This is a genomic window from Alkalihalophilus sp. As8PL, from assembly GCF_040939795.1.
In the GTDB taxonomy this organism is placed as follows: domain Bacteria; phylum Bacillota; class Bacilli; order Bacillales; family Bacillaceae_D; genus Alkalihalophilus; species Alkalihalophilus lindianensis.
In genome coordinates, this window is the sequence record NZ_CP162551.1 from 2,848,941 (window position 1) to 2,869,805 (window position 20,865).

A 20,865-nucleotide genomic window follows, 5' to 3' on the forward strand; every position below is an offset into this window, starting at 1 on the left:
ATGCGTTCATTTAAAAATTCAGAAGCAGCTTTCCAAAAAGCAAAACCACTAATGCCAGGTGGAGTAAATAGTCCGGTTCGTGCATTTAAATCAGTAAAGATGGACCCAGTGTACATGGAAAGTGGTAAAGGCTCTAAAATTTATGATATTGATGGTAATGAGTATATTGACTATGTTCTTTCATGGGGGCCACTCATTTTAGGTCATGCTGATGAGCAAGTGGTAGAGGCATTAAAATCAGCAACTGAAAAAGGGACAAGCTTCGGTGCTCCTAGTGAGCTTGAAACGAAACTTGCCGAACTTGTCATTGAACGTGTGCCATCTATTGAAGTCGTCCGTATGGTTAACTCTGGTACAGAAGCGACGATGAGTGCATTGCGTTTAGCACGTGGTTATACAGGCCGCAATAAGATTTTGAAATTTGTGGGCTGCTATCATGGGCATGGTGATTCTTTATTAATCAAAGCAGGTTCAGGTGTGGCAACTCTTGGCTTACCAGATAGTCCTGGAGTTCCAGAGTCGGTTGCGAAAAATACACTAACGGTTCCTTACAATGATATCGAGAGTATAAAGTATGCGTTTGAACAATTTGGTGATGACATTGCCGGAGTGATTGTAGAACCTGTAGCAGGAAACATGGGCGTTGTAACCCCTGAGCCAGGATTTCTAGAAGACTTACGGGAGATTACAGCGGAAAATGGGACGCTTCTCATTTTTGATGAAGTTATGACTGGTTTCCGTGTTGGTTATGAGTGCGCACAAGGAAAGCTAGGTGTGACACCTGACCTAACTTGTCTCGGTAAAGTAATTGGTGGCGGCCTACCTGTAGGTGCGTATGGCGGGAAACGTGAAATTATGGAACAAATCGCACCAGCTGGTCCAATTTATCAAGCGGGTACGTTATCTGGAAATCCATTAGCGATGACTGCAGGGTATGAGACGCTTTCACAACTTACACCAGAAAGTTATGATCGCTTTGAGACGTTAGCTACTAAGCTTGCCGATGGTTTATCGGAAGCTGCGACGAAACATAATATTCCACATTCTATTAACCGAGCTGGTTCAATGGTGGGCTTCTTCTTTACAGATGAAAAAGTAACGAACTTTGAGAAGGCTTCTACCTCAAATTTAGATTACTTCACTCGCTATTTCCAAGAAATGCTTCAACAAGGGATTTCTCTTCCACCTTCACAATTTGAAGGCATGTTCTTGTCGACTAAGCATACAGAAGAAGATATTGATCAAACGATCGCAGCCGCAGAAATTGCCTTTTCAAAGTTAAAATAAAACATACACAAGTGGGTTCTCATGATGAGGGCTCACTTTTTTTGTTCAATCCTTGGCTATGTCATTTTTACTTTCTCTTTTCCTTTGTCATATTTAGTAAGGCTTGCTCATAAAGTGATATTGTACTGAATAGCGTAGACACAGAGGATGAGATTGATCATGTTGAGGAGGAATGTATTGTGACACAAGAACATCCAACGAAGCTTTCATTTTCTATTGAGGAATCGGTTTGGTTAAATAAAGGGCAAGAAGTTCAAGAGATTGTAGGAATGTCACTTGAACCAGATATTTCGATTGAAGAAAAAGACCATCATGTATATATAAAAGGTGGCTTGCGACTTATTGGTGAATATCAACCTGCAAAGTCAGAAGCTGAGGTAGATCTTGAAAAAGGATCGGTTGAGGACCAAGTATCTTTTCGCTCGGTTGGAGATGTTTCTCTTTCAGAAGATGGGACAGGGAAAATCACTCATTTTTTCCCAATTGATGTAACGATCCCTATTAGTCGCATTCATAATTTAGATGATGTATATGTTCAAATTGAATCATTTGATTATGATCTCCCTGAAAAAAGTTGTATCCAACTCACAGCAGACATTAGTATTAGTGGGATGAATCACCCTCAGGATCAATCTGCTAACAGGCCGGTAGCAACTGAAAAAAAAGCAGACGAAAAAGAAGAGTCCGTTGAGCCGTCATTTTCCTTTGATGCAAAAAGGGCGACATCTCATGAAGAGTTAGTAAGTCCTCCACCATTGCATGGAGGGAGTGAGGAGTTTCAACCTCCCCCGTCAAATTCATGGCAGGCACCGGTGTTTAATCAATATTATGGGTACCAACAACCTCTACCTGAGGAGACGGCAGAAGAACCAGAGCAAGTAGAGGAAGAAGAGGAAGAAGTTGATGAAGTTGAAGAAAGAGTAGAGGCTACACAAGAAGTTTTAGATGAGCCATCAGAAGAGGTCGAAATAATTGAAGAGATTTTAGAAGAACCTAGGTTAGAAAGTGAGACGCCTATTGAACAGCAAGAACAAGAGGATGAAGAAGAAGTAAGAGAAACAACAGTAGTTGTAGAAGCTGTTGAAGAAGAAAAGAGTGTTGCGCCATTAACTAAAATGGTTGCAAGACCTTCTGAGCCGATTGCTAGAGCTGTTGAGGAAGAAGAAGTAGAAGAAGTAGAGGGTGACTATGAGCCAGTACTTGAAGTAGGAAAACCTCGAGAAGAAAACGCCTTATACCTAACAAAGATGCTAACAAAAGGTGAAGAGCGTTTCTCTAAGTGGAGAATGTGTATTATTCAACCGAATGAAACGATCGATACCATCGCACACCGGTACAATGTGAGTACAAGTCAGCTTGCAAGAATGAATCAATTAACAGAAGAAAAGGTAGAGGAAGGTCAAATTCTCTATATTCCAGTAAGTGCCAAGTCCTAAACGAGGAGTTAGTTATGATGGAACTGGTGGATTGGCTTAAAGCGCAATATGGTTTTAAACAGGTTGAATTTATTAATGAGGCTGTTATTCTGACCGACCAAGGGCGAAAGAGAATTCGTTCTTGGTCGGATTCTTCCTTACTAGAATGGCATGTTGAATGGAGAGACCGTTGTCATTATACTCCCATTGTATTAACGGATCGTATGATTCGCACAAAGGAAGAAGAGGCAGCTGCAAAATGGAAAGAGCAATGGATTACTTTACATGATGAAATAGAGGAAGTATACCCTCAACTTGACCATGAAAAAGCCTGGGGAATGTTAATGGGCTTAATGATTACGCATGGATTAGAGGAACGTCAATTAGAGAGAGTGTATCAAGAAGAGCTACCCTCCTATGAGTGGAATCCAATGTTACTAAATGGATTAAGAGATGATATTCAAGACCAGTTGATTCGCTACCATAAAGAGGCGCTTGTCCGATCGAAAAAAGCCGAACGTATTCGTAGTCAACAAAGAAAGGTGAAACAACCTCTTCTTGATTTGTTCCAATCACCAGATCAAGCTAGAAGGATCTATGATGTGCTGATTTGGAGAGGGACAAATGAACAAGCTCACCTTGGCTATCAATCTTTACGTCAATTTTTGATCAACTGGCAAATTGTAAATGGAACAAAGTCTCTTGAGAAGGTTATTGCATCCATTGGCCATACAGAAGCTTTTAACACAGATCAGGCCTTATTGTTTATCGTAGAGGTTCTTGAGCCATATGAGTGGGCAGAAGTGACTCGTTCCCTTATGAGTAATGAAAGTGAACGACAGATAGAAGAGAAATTAACAAAGATGTCCAATGAATGGGAAGCAGCAAGGCAACTTGTTTCGATTCTTGGAAGGTGGATAGATGACCAAAAGAAGGTGGTTACATGAGGCAACATGTTGAAAATCCATATGCCTCTATTTTATTTTATTATGATCTTTATCCAGAACACATTGAAGACTTTGGAAAAATAAAGAAGGTAATAACCTCAAGGGGAGTATTTGCTTTAAAAGAAACAACCATGAATCGACTAGAAGCCGATGAATTTATTCATGCGATGAGAAAGCTAGCAAAGTTAAATTATAAACAAGCTATTCCAATCATGCCTACTAAATACGGGGAGTATACGGTGGCTACGAGTACTCATATTTACTACGTTATGCCTTGGTTAGAAGCTGTGGAATACATGGGAAGAGAGTCTCAGGAAGAAAAGCTAGCCACACAGATGGCCGTTATTCACCGCCTGACGGTGAAAACTCAAGTATTTGATAAAGGGCAAGTCGATGAGTCTTTTCAACAGTTGATTAAGCACTGGGAGATGCGAAGATTAGAACTTAGTAGGTTTGCTGATTTTGCTGAGCGTAAAAGGTATATGTCACCTTTTGAATTAACTTTCATTACCCACGCTCATATGCTTGATCAAATGGCAATCAAAGCAGGTGAGCATTTACAAAACTGGTATGAAACATGTTTAGAAAAAGAGAAATATCGAACCGTACTTTGCCACGGTAGACTCTCACGCTCACATGCTATTTTCAACATGGAAAATGAGCCGACTTTGCTTAATTTTGAAAGGTCAAGTATTGATACCCCAGCAAGAGATTTGGCTAGTTTCTGCCGTACAAACTTTCGCTATACGATGTGGTCTGAAGATGAAGTACTTCGTTGGTTTATGTGTTATGAGCGCCATTTACCATTGCTTGACGAGGAAAAGGAATTATTATGTGGATATTTACTGTTTCCTGAACCAGTCGTTTTTGCAGTAGAATCCTATGTGAACGACCGGCAAGGACAAAGTGAATTACAGCACGTCCAGCGACTTGAAAAACGGTTGATCTCCCTTCGAAAAGTCCAACGATTAAGTCAAAAATTAATTGTAAAACAAGAAGAAAGCTAACGTTCTCTACCTTCATTAGAGAACGTTTCTTTCATTTTTGCTTCTTCTTAATAAAAAAAACTCTCTTATCAAAACTATTACTTAAAATAGCTTTAATAAGAGAGAACAATAAAGAACGAACATTAACGTCAGTAAGATTACATCAAATGTTGTAGGAAATAGCAGGGTACGTAAAAACTGAAAACATATGAGTGGAAGTAACAATTGAGCAAACATTGAACGAATTTTTAGCCACCAAGGGGGACGATGATAATAACGGCGGTATTTCCGGCCCATCATGCAGAGCCCTCCTTCTTAAAAAAACATCATGTCATACCATACTCTATGCAAAAGAAAGGGCATTTGTGCAAGCTACATGATCAGGTTGCATTTTATGCAACTGTACATATAATAGTATAGAAATGATAAATTGTGGTAAAGCTAATATTGACGAATGAATAAGAAATAAATTAAACTATATAAGAATCATATTAAGTGATGAGTTTAGACTTTAATTTAAGATCGATATGCATAGAATGGGAAGAGTAAATTCCGAACCTTTAAGAGAGAGAAATCATTAGCTGAGAGATTTCTTAAGATGTACGAATTGAATGTCGCCCAGGAGCAACCTTACTGAACGACTAGTAAGTAAGGTCGGTTAAAAGCCGTTATCAAATGAAGTGTGTAGTTTCTTTCTCTGTCTTTATTTAGGGATGCTTAGAGGCTGCAAACAAAGGTGGTACCGCGAATACAAACTCTCTTCGTCCTTTGGAGGAAGAGGGTTTTTTTAGTTTTATAAAAAGGAATTTATTGGAAAGAAGGGTATAAAAGATGGAGAAAAAAGAGCTGTCGATGCCGACGAAGTATAATCCACAAGAAACAGAAGCAAAGTGGTATTCCTATTGGCTAGAAGGAAAGTACTTTGAAGCTACAGGAGATTCAACGAAACAACCATATTCCATTGTGATTCCACCGCCAAATGTAACGGGTAAATTACATCTTGGTCATGCATGGGATACAACGCTACAAGATATCCTTTCACGCGTTAAACGAATGCAAGGTTACGATACGTTATGGCTTCCGGGTATGGACCATGCAGGTATTGCTACTCAAGCAAAAGTTGAAGGGAAGCTTCGTGAAGAAGGGGTAAGTCGTTACGATCTAGGTCGTGAAAAGTTTGTTGAAAAGTCATGGGAATGGAAAGAAGAATATGCTGATTTCATTCGTAATCAATGGTCAAAATTAGGGTTATCACTTGATTACTCCCGTGAACGCTTCACCTTAGATGAAGGGTTATCAAAAGCTGTACGAGAAGTATTTGTAAAGCTATATAATAAAGGCCTGATCTATCGTGGAGAGTATATTATTAACTGGGATCCTAAAACAAAAACAGCTCTTTCAGACATCGAGGTTATCTATCAAGATGTTCAAGGAGCTTTCTATCACATGAGCTATCCATTAACAGATGGTAGTGGAAATATTGAAGTTGCTACGACTCGTCCTGAAACAATGCTAGGTGATACTGCTGTCGCTGTTCACCCTGAAGATGAGCGTTATAAGCATCTGATCGGAAAAACAGTGACTCTTCCGATTACTAATCGTGAAATCCCTATCGTTGCAGATGATTATGTGGATATCGAATTTGGTTCTGGGGCAGTTAAAATCACACCAGCACATGACCCGAATGATTTTGAAATTGGAAACCGTCATAACCTTGAGCGGATTTTGGTTATGAATGAAGACGGAACAATGAATGAAAAAGCTGGAAAGTATAATGGCATGGATCGTTTTGAGTGTCGCAAGCAAATTGTTGCAGACTTGCAGGAATCTGGTGTTCTTTTCAAAATCGAGGAGCATATGCATTCTGTTGGTCATTCTGAGCGTAGTGGGGCAGTTGTTGAGCCGTATTTATCGACTCAATGGTTTGTAAAAATGCAACCTCTTGCTGATGCTGCTATTGACCTTCAACAATCTGAGGATAAAGTTAACTTTGTTCCAGATCGATTTGAAAAAACGTATTTACGTTGGATGGAGAACATCCGTGACTGGTGTATTTCTCGTCAGCTTTGGTGGGGACACCGTATCCCAGCTTGGTATCATAAGGAAACTGGTGAAGTTTATGTAGGGCACGATGCACCAGAAGATATTGAAAACTGGAAGCAAGATGAAGATGTCCTTGATACATGGTTCAGTTCCGCTTTATGGCCATTTTCAACAATGGGCTGGCCGGATACAGATTCTCCTGATTATGAGCGTTTCTATACGACAAATGTCCTTGTAACAGGTTATGACATCATCTTCTTCTGGGTTTCTCGTATGATTTTCCAAGGTCTTGAATTTACAGGAAAACGTCCTTTCAACGATGTTCTTATACACGGTCTCGTACGTGACTCAGAAGGGCGTAAGATGAGTAAGTCGCTTGGAAATGGTGTAGATCCAATGGATGTGATCGACAAATACGGTGCTGATGCACTACGCTTCTTCCTTTCAACAGGAAGTTCCCCGGGAAATGACTTACGTTTCTACTGGGAAAAAGTCGAATCAACATGGAACTTTGGTAACAAGATTTGGAATGCATCGCGTTTTGCTCTTATGAATATGGATGGTTTAACATACGATGAAATCGATCTAAGTGGAGAAAAGACAATAGCCGATAAGTGGATCTTAACACGCCTTCAACAAACAACTGAAGATGTAACGCGTTTAATTGATGCATACGAATTCGGAGAAGTCGGTCGTCTTCTCTATAACTTTATTTGGGATGACTTCTGTGACTGGTACATTGAAATGGCGAAATTACCATTAAACGGGGAGGACGAACATGCGAAGAAGACAACTCGTTCTGTTCTTGCGTACGTGTTGGATCAGACAATGCGACTTCTTCACCCGATTATGCCGTTTATTACCGAGGAAATATGGCAGCATTTGCCACATCAAGGCGACTCCATTACAGTTGCTGCTTGGCCAGAGCGTAAAGAAGATTATGTATTTGCAGACTCAGTGAAAGATATGGAACTTTTAAAAGAAATGATTCGTTCTGTTCGTAACACACGTGCAGAATTAAATGTTCCGATGAGTAAGCAAATTGAACTTCTTGTCAATGCAAAGGATCAAGACACACTCGCACAGCTTGAGCGTGGCAAGAGCTACATTGAAAAGTTCTGTAACCCGAGTAAGTTAGAGTTAGGTACGAATGTATCGGCACCTGAAAAGTCAATGTCTCAAGTTCTTTCAGGAGTAGAATTATTCCTACCATTAGCTGGATTATTAGACTTAGATGCAGAAATAGCTCGTCTTGAAAAAGAGCTAGAGAAGCTAACTAATGAAGTAGAACGTGTTGATAAGAAGCTAAGCAATCAAGGCTTCATTGCAAAAGCTCCAGAGAAAGTCATTGAAGAAGAAAAGGCAAAACAAGCAGATTACAAAGCAAAGCGTGAAACGGTTCAAGCGCGGATTGCTGAGTTAAAAGCGTAATACGTGAAAGAGTCGTCTACCTTAATTTAGGTGGGCGACTTTTTTGTTGAGGTTGCTAGCTAATCGCTGTTAGGAAGAGCTAGACAATTAGTTATAAAAAATTTCTTCATTCGTGCAACCTTCTCGTGGTAAATTGGCTCTATATGGTAGAGCGAACCAGAGATAGGAGATCGTTGGAATGGTGACTTTAATCGAGCGGTTAAAAAGGAGAGAAGAAGCGGCATTACATGAGTGGATGAGTCGTGATGGTGGAGGGGCAATGCGACTCGCCACATTGCTACTTAAAGATCACTACGAAGCAGAAGATGTTGTTCAAGACGCGTTTATTCTTGCCTTTAATAAAGTTGAACAATTGAGTAATGAAGAAAAGCTAACGAAATGGCTACTTTCGATTGTTGTCAGTCAATGTCGAAGGCGGACGAGAACGTGGAGTTTTAAGCATCTCCTTCTCTCTTCAAATGAAGAGCTGATGGAAAGTGTAGAGGATTGTAGCCCTTTGCAATTGCTTTTGACCGAAGAATCAAGACGGAATGTCATACAAACGATTCAACGATTGCAACCGGTCTATCGAGAAGTGATTGCTTTGTATTACTATAGCGAGTATTCAATCAAAGAAATAGCAGATCTAATTAATGTAAAAGAAAATACTGTGAAAAGTAGGTTAGCACGAGCGAGAAAACAATTAGCTCAGTTCTTAAAAGAGGGTGAAGAAGATGAAAGAACGAGAGGAAGTAAAAAGGTGCATCGATGAACAACTAGAACATATCCAATTCACCAAACAAAAGGAAGTCTTAAAACGGACGCATCCCAAAACAGCGCGAGAAAAATGGGTGGCATGGATGAATCAAGAAATGACTGTTCCAGTCGTTCCAGTTACATCCGTTGCAGCATTGCTATTAGTCATTAATATGATGGTCGGTGATAGCCCAACTCAAACCAATCAATTAGTGGAGGTCGGTGGCAATGTATATTATAAGCATGTCGTCGAAGGGAGGGGCTTAGAAGGTGAATCTTAAGATGAAGAGAAAAAACTTCCTCTATGGTGTTGTCGGAATGCTTGCGTTTAGCTTATGTTATGTTTACTTGCTTGCCCCAATCGTGGAAGAACGGAAGGTAGAGAGAGCTTTTAGCCAAGGAGAACCTAATGCTAATGAATTAATCATCAACTTGATCGACCGAGCAAATACAGACTCACAAAAACTTCATTATATCGAAAAGTATATGCTGATGTACTCGTTTTGCTGTCCTATTAAAGATGTTTACCTCTCTCCTAGTATGAGTCACTGGCAAGAAGAGCAGAGCTGGCATGGATTTACGTTAGAAGAAATGGTGCCTTATCTGGAGATGTATGTGGAGAGAAGAGGTAATGTAGATGGTGTGCACTACCAAGAAGCTGTCGTTCTGCTGACAGACTATTATGCCTTTCATACCTCTATCTTAGAAGCGACCGAGTATGTTGAAGCAAAGCGAGATGATTTCATTGATCGTTCAACAATGATTCACATGCCGAGAGAACTGACAATGAAATTAGTCGAATTATACATTGATGGAGAGCAATACACAAAGGCGTGGAGCCTTATTGAAGAATATGAACAAGAACAACTTCACCTAGAAGAAGATGAAGAGTGGAAAGTGATCCAGGATGGAGAATTACTTGAATGGAAGGTTGAATTATTGATCCAAGAACAGAAAGTTGAGGATGCGATTTCACGTATCACGGATTGGCAAAAGCGAGTACAAAGTCCAGAAGATGGAGGCTCTTATGACATCGAAGAAAGACTTGCAAGTATGTTGGAACAACTAAAAAAGATAGATGCTTCCTTTTCTTATGGAACAGTTAGTGGGGTTATCGCAAATGAAAATGGTGAGCCAATTATAGGAGCGGAAGTCTATTTGCGAACAGAACAGCAGAGTAGCCATTCTATTCATCCAGAATCTGAGAAGTATCGTGCGATAACTGATCACAATGGCTTCTATCAATTTGATCATGTCGTACCAGATTCCTATCAATTAGGTGTAGGTCTTGATTTTGAGCAGATTGATGGGTATTCTTGGCCCGTTGCTATCGATGAACGAATCAAGGTGTCGAGTGGCGAAGAGGTCGACTATGATGTCACGCTCGTCCAACTGTTAGAAGTGAACCATCCGGTGAATGATCATGTGTTTACGGGAAATGAAATGGAATTTTCATGGAAAGAAGATCGAACTGCCGCAAGTTATCAGTTAGCGGTAACTACCTATTTTGATGGGGGTTCAATCACTCATATTGTGAAAGAAGGAATCGAACAACCAGAAGTGGAGATTTCCATCGAAGACCTTTACCACTCAGCATTTTATGTATCATTTGCTGAACCGAAAGAAAGGTATTCCTCAATGCTCCATCCGGAACAGCAGTTGTCTTATGCTCATTCTGAAGGTCGGTTTTCTTGGTACGTGATCTCAGTTGATGAAAAGGGGAAAGAAATACGGCGAAGTACAGGATACCGGTTAAATGAAGAACTCGCTCAAGATATTCCTTTTTTTCAGATGAAGCAACGAACGCTCACATCGGCTGACCAATTGCTTCTTCGGAAGAAAGTAGATCAAGCTTTGTCTTCTTACCAGCATGACATTGAGCAACGTGAAGGGATTGAACAAGAACATGCACTCATTATGGCAACGAAACTACTCGAACATAAGAAAGAAAGAGAAGGTGATGATAATGGAGAGATTCGCCGAGTAATGAGGGGATATATCGAGCAATTATATGAGTTAACAGGGCGAGAGGAATATGAGGTTATGTTAAGTGAAAAAGGATAAGCAGCAGAAGAAGAGGTCGAACATAGCACTTCTTCTTTTTTTATGGAGGTAATTATTTGATATAGACTGACTTTCATTGAATTAATAGAGGAACCATCGCTATAATAATAGAATGATATAAAAGGCATGACTTTTGTGCCATGAGGGGTTGTAAGTATGAAAACTGTAGAAGAGGCAATTGATTGGATTCATAGCCTGTTACCATTTGGAATAAAGCCTGGTTTAAAGCGGATGGAGTGGATGTTAGAGAGACTTGATCATCCAGAAAAGAAGCTTTCAATGATCCATATTGGCGGAACAAACGGAAAAGGTTCAACGGTAAGCTACTTACGCCATATGCTTGAGGCAAACGGTTATGACGTTGGGACCTTTACTTCACCTTACATTGAATGTTTTGAAGAAAGAGTATCACTTAACGGGGAACCTATTTCAAGTGAAGATCTTGTAGATTGTGCAAATAAGGTGAAACCTCTTGTTGATGAATTAGCCAAAACCGACCTTGGATCACCGACTGAATTTGAAGTCATCACGACGATTGGCTTCTTATATTTTGCTACGATGACAAAGCCTGACTTCGTATTAGTTGAAGTAGGTCTTGGCGGTAGGTTGGATTCAACCAATGTTATTAATCCTCTACTCTCGATCATTACGTCTATCGGTCGAGATCATATGCATATTTTAGGGGAGTCTCTTGAGGAGATTGCCTTTGAAAAAGCTGGTATTATCAAAAACGGAACACCTGTGATCTCAGGAGTATCTCAAGCAGAAGCGCAGAGTGTGATAAAAGAGAAAGCAGATCATTGCCAGGCTCAATTTAAGCAACGTGGAGTTGATTTTGAGCAAACGTTGCTCACTCGTAATGAAACAAGTCAACTTTTTACGTTTCAATCAATTGAAGAAACGTTTGAGACCTGTACGATTCATATGGCTGGAGATCACCAACGGGAAAATGCATCGCTTGCTATTGCTGCTATGAGTACGTTAAAACAACTGGGGCATTTGAAATATACGGAGGAAGCATGCTTAGTGGGATTACAAAAAACGAGTTGGGCGGGACGATTTGAAATCGTGCAAAAGGACCCGACTATTATTTTGGACGGCGCCCATAATGAAGAGGGAATGAGTGCACTTGCTGCAACGCTTCGTGCGCATTATCCTGAGAAACGATACCGAATCATAGTCGCAGCTACAAAAGAAAAAGAGATGCAAAAGCTTCTTCACCCATTTTTACAACTAAACGCTACATTTACATTTACAACGTTTGATTTTTTTCGAGCTGCATCTGAGGTCGATCTATTCAATCAAGCAGAAGTACAAGAGAAGGCAGCCGTTTCAGACTGGAGAAAAGCAGTCTTAAATGCTCAGTTGAATCACACTACAGATGACATAATCGTTGTTTCTGGTTCTCTTTATTTTGTTTCAGAAGTGAGAAAATGGTTGAGATCAACGATTAAAGTATGAAGTTAGTCAGTAAAGACAGGAAGTGGGGGTGAAGGTGTGAAGAACGCTACTGAACGTATTAATTGGTTTAGTTGGGTTGTTGTACTAATGATGTTTATTGCTTTATTAATCACAAGATCCAATAGCTACGAGTTAATCGTGGTGGACCTGTTCGCCTTTGCCCTCCTCATTACTTTAGCCGCCGTCATAGCTATCCTTGCGAGTATCAATGAAGAGAATACTATCGATGATGCAGTAACGCTCATTCGGAAAGCTGACCGTGCGATGTATAACGGAGCGAAGCAGCAGGGGCGTATAAGGTTGCATCATTTAGCGAGATGAAAAAGATTCCCCACTTCTAATCATAAGAGGTGGGATTTTTTTGAAAGAAGTGACAGATTGTTCGACATCTTTGTGATCATTTTTCTATTTTTTAATATTTCTCTTGCTTGGTTGTAATTGTTGCCATATCATCTACAGTAAGGTGATTAGGTGACCATCATCATAGTATGATAGTCAGATAAAAAAGGAAGAAAAGATGATTGATCTAGTAAGTATGTCTGATGATTACTAGATTAGAAGGAGACGTAGAAACAACATGTATCCTCTATTAATGTTGGCGATCGGGGCAGTTCTTTTAGTCGTGATGTTGCGAAAGGTTCCACTCCAAATCCCATTAAAACAACGCATGCAAGCCGTTTGTATTTCTAGTTTGCTTGTACTTTTAACTTTGTTATTATCCATTCTTTATACGTGGCAAATCGCTACACTTGCTTTCTGTGGTCTCTTTTTACTATTTGTTGTCGTATTTAGTAAGCAATTTGAGTATCAAGGACCAGAAGAGGACTCAGAGAATCATGAGCAACAGTACGAGGTAGCCCCACTTGCTGCTACTACCGCAGATGAATCTAGTATAGAAGACCAACCTTTAAGTGACGAATTATCAGTAGAGGCAGTAAAGGTTGAGGGGCCGATTGATGAAATAATAGAAGAAAATGCTTTTAAATCGGACCTTAGTCAGATAAAAGAACATGAAGAAATTGCTGAGGTTGAAAAGGGTGATGAGGAAGCCATCCAACCTGACAATGAAGAAGAGCTGCTTGATTATTTTCAAAGCCGCCAAAAACAAATGTTAAGTGAAGAAATAGAAGAGGGTACTGAGAGAACAGGAGTTAGTCGATTAAGGTTGGGGATAGAAGAAGATAACGATGAGATCGATGAAGATCTTCCTGTACGTGTTCCTCCCAAAGTCGATTGGATGGATGAAGACAAAGGAACAGAGGATCAACAAAGTGGCAAATTCCATATACGTGAGGAGCAGTTCGAAGCTCCTCGTGCGAGTGAAGACGTTGAAGATGTTGCCGCGGTTAGGAAACGCTTATTTGAAGAATTAGAAATTGATGATAAAAAGGACTGACGGATGTTGATGCAGCAACCATTAATGCGTTCATTTCTGCTTTTGTTTGGATGCTCAGCTTTTTTATTTAGTATCACTTTAGGAGGAATGGCAGCCCTAGGGGGATTAGGATGGAAAAGTGGTGCATATGAAACAGGTACAGAAATTGCTGGTGTAGCGGTCGCCGGCATGAATGAAGCTGAAGCTAGAATAGAACTTGAAGAGGCAATCCAAACTTGGCATGAACAAGCAAGTCTTTCTCTTCATTTATTTGAAGAAACAGCCAACCTTCCTAGTAATGTAATTCAGTTTGAGATTGATCAAGCCCTACACGAAGCGACGACTTCTCGCAATGCTGAGCTAGGTGCGACTGTGAATGAGCAACGTCTGCGTGATGCGGTTCACTCGTTGGCTCGCTATCAAGTTGCAGAATGGGTTGATTATGCGCTTTTTGCAGAGAACCTAACAAGCAAAGTGAACACTCTTTCGTCAAAGCGTCTATCAATTGATATTAGTGAACAATTTCTACCGGCATTTCAGCTTGAGGAGATATCGGTGTCCTCTGTTGAACTAGGTCCGGTATCCTCCATGTATTTGCCACAATGGGTTGAAGCATTGGACGGATACCAGGTAGAAGCGAGGTCATTATTTTCATTACAAGATGCCCTTCGAGAAAATAGGCAACCACTCTTGGATAGCAACGGACTTGATGGACTCGCAACTGGATTATTTCAGTTATTTGGGCAAACGAATATTCAAGTTATTGAGCGTCATATTGGTTTAACATTACCAGCTTATACGACGGCAGGTTATGCAGCAAGTGTTTCTCCTAGCTCAATGGATTTTAAAGCATATAATCCGAATCACTATACATATGAGCTCTCAGCTAGCTTAAGTGGGGATCGCTTATTATTAGCATTAATTGGGAAGCCGTTTATTCATGAGTATCAATTAAGTGTAGAAGAAATAGAAGAGATTCATCCACGTACGATTGTTCATTTCTCACCAACTCGTCGAATAGGAGATAAGCAAGTAATGAGTGAGGGAGAGATTGGCTACTCGGCTCATGTCTACCATATTGAACGATCGCTTGATGGAGAGGTCATCGTCAAGAAAAAGATTGGAATTGATTACTACCCACCTCAGCACAAGATTGAAGAGTGGAGTTTACAAGAGCAACCAGCTACGGAGGAAGAGCAGAACCCTGCTGGTGGATATAATCCAATATTTGTACCGACAGACCCTAACCAACCAGTAGCCCCACCATGGTCTTATCCACAAATCCCACCAGGAACAAATCCAGGAGCTCCAGGGGCATCACCAGGGACCCTACCAAGTCCATCGCCGGGTGCAACTCCGGGCATAGATCCATCAACTGGTGGAGAGTATCCTACTTATCCGTATGACCCAAGTAATTCAACAGGTGGTCAAGGGGGAACGGTCGGTAACGGATCTGGTGGCATCCCCGGACAAACTTGGGAACCGAATTCCTCTCTAAATGATTATAACGAAACAATTGAACCACCTGTTAAAGGAGAGGAGTAGAGGTGAAGCGATATGGCGAGAGCACGTAAGCGTATTGGGGATTTATTACTAGATGCTGGATTCTTAACAGAAGAGCAGTTAGAAACCGCTTTAGCGACCAAAAAAGAAGGGCAAAAGCTTGGCGATGCCTTACTTGAGTGGAACTATATATCAGAGTCACAGTTAATCGAAGCGCTGGAGGTACAATTAGGGATCAAACAAATAAGCCTTTATCGATACCCGATTGATACGTCTTTAATGAAAATGGTTCCTAAAGAATTTGCTCTCCGTAATGAAGTGATTCCATTGAAAAAAGAAGGAAACCTCCTTTATGTAGCGATGGCTGATCCTATGGACTATTTTGCTATTGATGATTTGCGGATGTCAACAGGCTTTCAAATCGAGGCAGCGATTGCAACAAGAGATGAGATTCATCAAGCGATCGAGCGACATTATCAGCTTGATGATGCTTTTTTACAATCGGAACTCGATGACAAGGAACTTGAAGCGTTAGCGAATGCTAACCCAGCTGATGGAAATGAAGAAGATGCTCCTGTGATTAAATTGGTGAATCAAATTCTTCAAGCAGGGCTTGTGCAAAAAGCAAGTGATATACACATTGATCCGATGGAAAAGAAGATCATCATCAGATACCGTGTGGATGGCGTGTTAAAGACAGAACGAGTGTATCCGAAGCGAATTCAAAATTCACTTGTTGCTAGATTGAAGATTATGGCGAATTTAAATATTACCGAGACTCGTTTGCCACAAGATGGTCGCATTAAAACATCAATCCAAATGACCCCAATCGACTTACGGATCTCAACGCTTCCCACAGTGTACGGTGAAAAAGTGGTGATTCGTATTCTAGATTTAGGGAGTACTTTAAACAAGCTATCACAGCTAGGGTTTAATAAAATTAATCATCAGCGTTTTCTAAAAATGATCGAACAACCATCTGGACTCATTTTAATTACAGGCCCCACCGGTGCGGGTAAATCTTCTACTCTATATGCTGCTTTAAATCATGTCCATACCGAGCAGGTGAACATTATTACAATTGAAGACCCTGTGGAATACCAAATCGAAGGGATTAATCAAGTTCAAGTGAATGCGCAAGTAGGATTGACATTTGCAGCCGGTTTACGCTCGGTATTAAGGCAAGATCCAAACATTGTTATGGTTGGGGAAATAAGAGATACCGAGACAGCTGAAATTGCCATCCGCGCATCGCTAACAGGACATCTCGTTTTGAGTACGTTACATACAAATAGCGCGATCGCAACGATTCCTCGATTGATTGATATGGGAATTGAGCCTTATCTTGTCGTTTCATCCTTATCAGGAGTAGTCGCACAACGTCTTGTCCGGAAAATATGCAAAGACTGTGCGATCTGGCATGAGCCGACCGAGATGGAGCGGAATTTATTTGAGAAACGTGGCATCAAGGCATCAAACGTTTGCCGAGGTAGTGGATGCCCATCTTGTAACGCAACTGGATATAAAGGTCGCTTGGCTATTCAAGAAGTGCTCGTTGTCACCGATGATATTCGCCAAATGATGATGAATAATAAATCTATGAGTGCCATTCGCCACTTTGCGATGCAACAAGGGATGATCTTTTTAGTGGATGACGGGTTATTGAAAGTGAAGCAAGGATTGACCACAGTGGAAGAAGTTTTACGTGTGGCGATGGATGAGTAATGGAGGGGTAGCATGAAAGAGAGATTAGAGGCCTTACTAGTTGAAGCATTTGAACTCGGTGCATCAGATATCCATTTGACGGTGGGGGTTCCTCCTATTCTACGTATTAATGGAGAATTGAGGCACCACGGAGAAGAGATGTTAAAGCCAGTCGATACAGAAACGATGGCAAGAGCGATTTTATCAGAAGACCTTTGGAAGGTCTTTCAAAAAAGAGGCGAATTAGATTTCTCTCATGGCATCCCACGGGTGTCGCGCTTTCGTATCAATGCATACTTTCAACGCTCCTGTGTCTGTCTCGCCATTCGAGTCGTCCCTACGAAAATCCCGACTTTAGATGAGTTGAATATGCCAAATGTCTTAAAAGAAATTGCCCAAAAACCTCAAGGGTTAGTGCTTGTTACTGGACCTACGGGAAGCGGGAAAACAACGACACTTGCCGCGATGATTAATGAAATTAATGAACAAACAAATAAGCATATAATTACGCTTGAAGACCCAATTGAGTATTTACATAAGCATAAACGCTCAATTATTAATCAACGAGAAGTCGGCTTTGACACGCAAAACTTTGCGAATGGTTTACGAGGCTGCCTAAGACAGGATCCAGATATTATTTTAGTAGGGGAAATGAGAGATTTGGAAACGATCTCGATTGCGATTACGGCTGCTGAAACAGGACATCTGGTACTTGGAACGCTCCATACGACTGATGCACCAGCAACGATTGATCGTGTCATTGACGTGTTTCCTCCTGAACAACAGCCACAAGTACGGATTCAACTAGCTTCAGTATTAGGTGCGGTTGTTTCCCAACGTTTGTTTAAAACAGCTGATGGAAAAGGAAGAAGAGCAGCTACCGAAATCCTTGTAAATAATTCAGCTGTGAAAAACTTGATCCGAAATGAAAAGATCCATCAAATTCCAAGTGTTATGCAAACGAGTCGCTCAAGTGGGATGCATACGCTTGAAATGTCGATTAAAGAGCTAGTTGAAACAGGTGTTGTCGAGTATGAAAGTGTAAGTGCGTACTTGAATGAGAGTGGGATCTAAATGGCTATTTATAAATACACTGGACGTGACCGAAAAGGTCAAGTGAGAAATGGCAAGGTCAAAGCGCCTTCCGAAAAACAAGCACGTCTGTTGCTTCGCGAAGACGGGATTGCGGTTCGCTCACTTGGAGAATCGACTAGTCTTCTTGATCGGGACATATCACTAGGTGGAAAAGGAGTACGTTCGCAAGACTTTGTGATTTATTTGAGACAATTCGCGACCTTATTGAAAGCGGGAATTTCCGTTGTCGATGCAACCGTCATTTTACGGGATCAGACAACGAGTAAAAAGCTGAAGTCAGCTTTATTTGAAGTAGAAGAAGAACTACGAGCAGGGAACCCATTTTCTTTTGCAGCTGAAAACCAAAAAAAAGTGTTCCCACCCCTTTTCGTCAATATGGCAAAAGCAGGAGAGCTTGGCGGGAATCTTGATGACATTCTCGAAAGGCTTGCAACCTATTATGAGAAGCAGCATAAAACAAAGCAAAAAGTGATGTCAGCCATGTCGTATCCACTCGTTGTCGGCTTTGTGGCCATCATCATCGTCATTTTTTTACTATCTTATGTGGTGCCGACATTTGCAGATATGTTTGCAAGCTTTGATTCGGAGCTGCCTCTCATTACCCTATTCGTTTTACGGGCTGGAGAGTTCTTTAGTCGAGTTTGGTGGGTGCTTCCGTTGGTCGCTATACTCTTTATCGTCTTTCTACGGTTTGTAAATGAACGAGCAGAGTTGCGCTATTATCGTGATCTCTTTATTTTACGTATGCCGATTTTCGGGAAGCTTTTGCAAAAAGCAGCTTTAGCGAGAATGACACGAACATTGAGTTCCTTGTTTGCAAGTTCGGTTCCAATATTGCAATCGGTCTCGATTGTCGAACGTATTGTAGGAAATGAAGTAATTGCACGCGTCATTAAAGAGTCACGAAATTCGCTTGAACGGGGTGAATCAATTGCCGAACCGATGCATAAGCATTGGGTATTCCCTCCTTTAGTGACACAAATGATTGCCGTCGGGGAAAAAACAGGGTCGCTTGATACGATGCTTGATAAGGTGGCTGACTTTTATGAGTCAGAAGTCGAGGCTGGAACCGACCAAATAAAGTCATTAATTGAGCCGATAATGATCGTGATATTAGCGTTCGTAGTCGGTATTATTGTCGCAGCAATTGCGATTCCGATGTTTGAAATTTTTGATGCGGTAGGTTAGTAAATTTTGCTAGACAAATGAAAGCTTTACCAGTAAACTTTCATTAGAACTAATAGACTAGTTAATTAGGCATTACTTTTATGCGTAATCGAATATGGAAAGCTATGAAAAACTATCTTTACATGGGCACTTGGGTAGTTTGGAGCAACTAGTGCAACCGGCCGATTTTGTAATGTACGCATGCAAGATTGGTTTTTTAGTAGTTGTAAAGTCACCCTTTGTCGCGGAAAACAGAAAATTATATTCAAACGGAGGAACAAACAAATGAGAAAGTGGTTAAAACACACGAAAAATGAAAAGGGTTTAACACTAGTTGAACTACTAGCCGTTGTCGTCATCCTAGGAATTATCGCAGCAATTGCTGTACCAAGTATTGGTGGAATTATTGATAACAGTAAGAAAGATGCGCATGTCGCAAATGCACAGCAAATGGTTAGTTCTGCTAGGTTGGCTGTAACAGGAGAAAGTAATCTTAGAAATATGATTGATGGTACACAGTATATTCCTTTGGGCTACTTAATAAAAGAGGGGTATTTAGAGGCTGTTAGTGATCCTGATGGAACTGACTATATTATTGGAGAAGACGAGCTTGAAACTACAAATGTAATTGCCAATGCAGGTGATAATTATGTCACTGTAGTTAAGTCAGGTAATACCTTTAGTTACAGTGTGAAACTAGGAAATGCTACACGCGGTATACAAACAGAGAGCGGGGCAGCAGTTTCCGAAGCAGCATTAGACCGTGATAAAGTAATCGCAAACCCTTAAGTAATAAGCCTATCCCACCCGATAGGCTTTTTCACTACATAAATACCACCACCCTAGGAGGCCGTTATGATTGATTGGTTGTTTATGATCTATTTATTTGTGTTCGGCTTGACTTTTGGGTCTTTTTTTAATGTGGTTGGCTTACGTGTGCCGGTGGGGGAATCAATTGTCGCACCGCGCTCTCATTGTACGACCTGTGATCGTGATTTAGCGACGCGAGAGTTAATTCCTGTTTTCTCTTTTCTCTTTCAAAAGGGGAAATGTCGTGGCTGCGGGACGAGAATTTCGCCTCTTTATCTGTTTATCGAGCTTATGACCGGGATTGCGTTTGTACTAGCTTATCTCGTTGTCGGCTGGTCATATGAACTGGTAGTTACACTGCTTCTTATCTCACTTCTTGCCATTATTTTTGTTAGCGATATACGCTATATGCTCATTCCAAATAAAATCTTGCTGTTTTTTTCCCCATTAATTATTCTGCTTCGTTTAACGATTGCACCGCTTGCTCCTTGGTGGGATGCATTAATTGGGGCAGGAGTTGGCTTCGGGTTACTGCTGCTTATTGCAATAGTCAGTAAAGGTGGTATGGGTGGCGGAGATATTAAATTGTTTGCATTGCTAGGCTTCGTGCTTGGTTGGCAAAATGTCTTACTGGCCTTCTTTTTTTCCTGTTTCTATGGAACAATCATTGCTGGAGTTGGCATGTTGCTTGGCAAAGTGAAGCGAGGAAAGCCGATCCCATTCGGGCCTTTTATCGTACTTGGAACGATTACCGCTTATTTTTTTGGAAACTCTCTAGTAAAATGGTACATAGGTGTTTTCTTATAGTAAACTAGTCATAACGGATGTCATTTTAATAGAAA

18 protein-coding genes, 1 riboswitch and 1 other annotated feature are annotated in these 20,865 nt (G+C 40.8%); of the genes, 17 read left to right on the plus strand and 1 reads right to left on the minus strand.

Going from position 1 to position 20,865, the window contains the following annotated elements:
* The 4 genes from hemL (at position 1) to ysxE (ending at position 4,656) form a co-directional block, all read left to right on the plus strand.
* The gene (gene hemL, locus AB3N04_RS15835) at positions 1-1,287 is read left to right on the plus strand and encodes a glutamate-1-semialdehyde 2,1-aminomutase (RefSeq protein ID WP_368503633.1); all 1,287 of its coding nucleotides are present in this window, start codon (positions 1-3) and stop codon (positions 1,285-1,287) included.
* A gap of 179 nt (positions 1,288-1,466) precedes the next feature.
* Positions 1,467-2,723, plus strand: coding sequence for a stage VI sporulation protein D (gene spoVID / locus AB3N04_RS15840; RefSeq protein WP_368503634.1), 1,257 nt, complete (start codon positions 1,467-1,469; stop codon positions 2,721-2,723).
* A 14-nt stretch (positions 2,724-2,737) separates the two neighbouring features.
* A complete protein-coding gene (locus AB3N04_RS15845) occupies positions 2,738-3,649 on the plus strand; it encodes a hypothetical protein (protein WP_368503635.1) in 912 nt (303 codons plus the stop codon).
* Positions 3,646-4,656 carry a spore coat protein YsxE gene (ysxE, locus tag AB3N04_RS15850; protein ID WP_368503636.1) on the plus strand — a complete coding sequence of 337 codons (1,011 nt, stop codon included), beginning with the start codon at positions 3,646-3,648 and terminating at the stop codon, positions 4,654-4,656. Before AB3N04_RS15845 ends, ysxE begins: the two co-directional genes overlap by 4 nt.
* 81 nt (positions 4,657-4,737) lie before the next feature.
* Here ysxE and AB3N04_RS15855 read toward each other — a convergent pair whose 3' ends face one another.
* Entirely contained in the window at positions 4,738-4,935 is a 198-nt protein-coding gene (locus tag AB3N04_RS15855) for a hypothetical protein (protein WP_368503637.1), read from the minus strand.
* Positions 4,936-5,158: 223 nt separating this feature from the next.
* Positions 5,159-5,407, plus strand: a binding site (T-box leader).
* A gap of 59 nt (positions 5,408-5,466) precedes the next feature.
* Here AB3N04_RS15855 and AB3N04_RS15860 point away from each other — a divergent pair.
* From AB3N04_RS15860 to AB3N04_RS15920, 13 genes are all read left to right on the plus strand, one after another.
* A complete protein-coding gene (locus tag AB3N04_RS15860) occupies positions 5,467-8,109 on the plus strand; it encodes a valine--tRNA ligase (protein WP_368503638.1) in 2,643 nt (880 codons plus the stop codon).
* 178 nt (positions 8,110-8,287) lie between these two features.
* Positions 8,288-8,860 (plus strand): sigma-70 family RNA polymerase sigma factor, encoded by a 573-nt coding sequence (locus tag AB3N04_RS15865; RefSeq protein ID WP_368503639.1) that lies wholly within the window; start codon positions 8,288-8,290, stop codon positions 8,858-8,860.
* Positions 8,823-9,125: a hypothetical protein gene (locus AB3N04_RS15870; protein ID WP_368503640.1), complete on the plus strand. Its 303-nt coding sequence runs from the start codon at positions 8,823-8,825 to the stop codon at positions 9,123-9,125. Before AB3N04_RS15865 ends, AB3N04_RS15870 begins: the two co-directional genes overlap by 38 nt.
* 1 nt (position 9,126) lies before the next feature.
* The gene (locus tag AB3N04_RS15875; protein WP_368503641.1) at positions 9,127-10,908 is read left to right on the plus strand and encodes a carboxypeptidase-like regulatory domain-containing protein; all 1,782 of its coding nucleotides are present in this window, start codon (positions 9,127-9,129) and stop codon (positions 10,906-10,908) included.
* Positions 10,909-11,064: 156 nt separating this feature from the next.
* A complete protein-coding gene (locus AB3N04_RS15880; protein ID WP_368503642.1) occupies positions 11,065-12,369 on the plus strand; it encodes a folylpolyglutamate synthase/dihydrofolate synthase family protein in 1,305 nt (434 codons plus the stop codon).
* 36 nt (positions 12,370-12,405) lie between these two features.
* Positions 12,406-12,690: a hypothetical protein gene (locus AB3N04_RS15885; protein ID WP_368503643.1), complete on the plus strand. Its 285-nt coding sequence runs from the start codon at positions 12,406-12,408 to the stop codon at positions 12,688-12,690.
* Positions 12,691-12,946: 256 nt separating this feature from the next.
* Positions 12,947-13,765, plus strand: coding sequence for a hypothetical protein (locus AB3N04_RS15890; RefSeq protein WP_368503644.1), 819 nt, complete (start codon positions 12,947-12,949; stop codon positions 13,763-13,765).
* An 87-nt stretch (positions 13,766-13,852) separates the two neighbouring features.
* Positions 13,853-15,289: a hypothetical protein gene (locus AB3N04_RS15895; RefSeq protein WP_368503645.1), complete on the plus strand. Its 1,437-nt coding sequence runs from the start codon at positions 13,853-13,855 to the stop codon at positions 15,287-15,289.
* Positions 15,290-15,301: 12 nt separating this feature from the next.
* The gene (locus AB3N04_RS15900; protein ID WP_368503646.1) at positions 15,302-16,972 is read left to right on the plus strand and encodes a GspE/PulE family protein; all 1,671 of its coding nucleotides are present in this window, start codon (positions 15,302-15,304) and stop codon (positions 16,970-16,972) included.
* Between the two features lie 12 nt (positions 16,973-16,984).
* Positions 16,985-18,025: a type IV pilus twitching motility protein PilT gene (locus AB3N04_RS15905; RefSeq protein WP_368503647.1), complete on the plus strand. Its 1,041-nt coding sequence runs from the start codon at positions 16,985-16,987 to the stop codon at positions 18,023-18,025.
* A complete protein-coding gene (locus AB3N04_RS15910) occupies positions 18,026-19,234 on the plus strand; it encodes a type II secretion system F family protein (protein WP_368503648.1) in 1,209 nt (402 codons plus the stop codon).
* An 88-nt stretch (positions 19,235-19,322) separates the two neighbouring features.
* Positions 19,323-19,406: riboswitch (cyclic di-GMP riboswitch) on the plus strand.
* Positions 19,407-19,498: 92 nt separating this feature from the next.
* Positions 19,499-20,002 (plus strand): type II secretion system protein, encoded by a 504-nt coding sequence (locus AB3N04_RS15915; RefSeq protein ID WP_368503649.1) that lies wholly within the window; start codon positions 19,499-19,501, stop codon positions 20,000-20,002.
* Between the two features lie 66 nt (positions 20,003-20,068).
* The gene (locus tag AB3N04_RS15920) at positions 20,069-20,830 is read left to right on the plus strand and encodes an A24 family peptidase (protein ID WP_368503650.1); all 762 of its coding nucleotides are present in this window, start codon (positions 20,069-20,071) and stop codon (positions 20,828-20,830) included.
* The last annotated feature ends 35 nt before the right edge of the window (positions 20,831-20,865 follow it).

Coding starts and splice junctions, on each gene's coding strand:
- AB3N04_RS15860 (WP_368503638.1), top strand. CDS start 5,467: ATGGAGAAAAAAGAGCTGTCGATGCCGACGAAGTATAATCCACAAGAA.
- AB3N04_RS15920 (WP_368503650.1), top strand. CDS start 20,069: ATGATTGATTGGTTGTTTATGATCTATTTATTTGTGTTCGGCTTGACT.
- AB3N04_RS15915 (WP_368503649.1), top strand. CDS start 19,499: ATGAGAAAGTGGTTAAAACACACGAAAAATGAAAAGGGTTTAACACTA.
- AB3N04_RS15845 (WP_368503635.1), top strand. CDS start 2,738: ATGATGGAACTGGTGGATTGGCTTAAAGCGCAATATGGTTTTAAACAG.
- AB3N04_RS15895 (WP_368503645.1), top strand. CDS start 13,853: ATGGCAGCCCTAGGGGGATTAGGATGGAAAAGTGGTGCATATGAAACA.
- ysxE (WP_368503636.1), top strand. CDS start 3,646: ATGAGGCAACATGTTGAAAATCCATATGCCTCTATTTTATTTTATTAT.
- hemL (WP_368503633.1), top strand. CDS start 1: ATGCGTTCATTTAAAAATTCAGAAGCAGCTTTCCAAAAAGCAAAACCA.
- AB3N04_RS15855 (WP_368503637.1), bottom strand. CDS start 4,935: ATGATGGGCCGGAAATACCGCCGTTATTATCATCGTCCCCCTTGGTGG.
- AB3N04_RS15900 (WP_368503646.1), top strand. CDS start 15,302: ATGGCGAGAGCACGTAAGCGTATTGGGGATTTATTACTAGATGCTGGA.
- AB3N04_RS15910 (WP_368503648.1), top strand. CDS start 18,026: ATGGCTATTTATAAATACACTGGACGTGACCGAAAAGGTCAAGTGAGA.
- AB3N04_RS15890 (WP_368503644.1), top strand. CDS start 12,947: ATGTATCCTCTATTAATGTTGGCGATCGGGGCAGTTCTTTTAGTCGTG.
- AB3N04_RS15870 (WP_368503640.1), top strand. CDS start 8,823: ATGAAAGAACGAGAGGAAGTAAAAAGGTGCATCGATGAACAACTAGAA.
- AB3N04_RS15865 (WP_368503639.1), top strand. CDS start 8,288: ATGGTGACTTTAATCGAGCGGTTAAAAAGGAGAGAAGAAGCGGCATTA.
- AB3N04_RS15905 (WP_368503647.1), top strand. CDS start 16,985: ATGAAAGAGAGATTAGAGGCCTTACTAGTTGAAGCATTTGAACTCGGT.
- AB3N04_RS15875 (WP_368503641.1), top strand. CDS start 9,127: ATGAAGAGAAAAAACTTCCTCTATGGTGTTGTCGGAATGCTTGCGTTT.
- AB3N04_RS15880 (WP_368503642.1), top strand. CDS start 11,065: ATGAAAACTGTAGAAGAGGCAATTGATTGGATTCATAGCCTGTTACCA.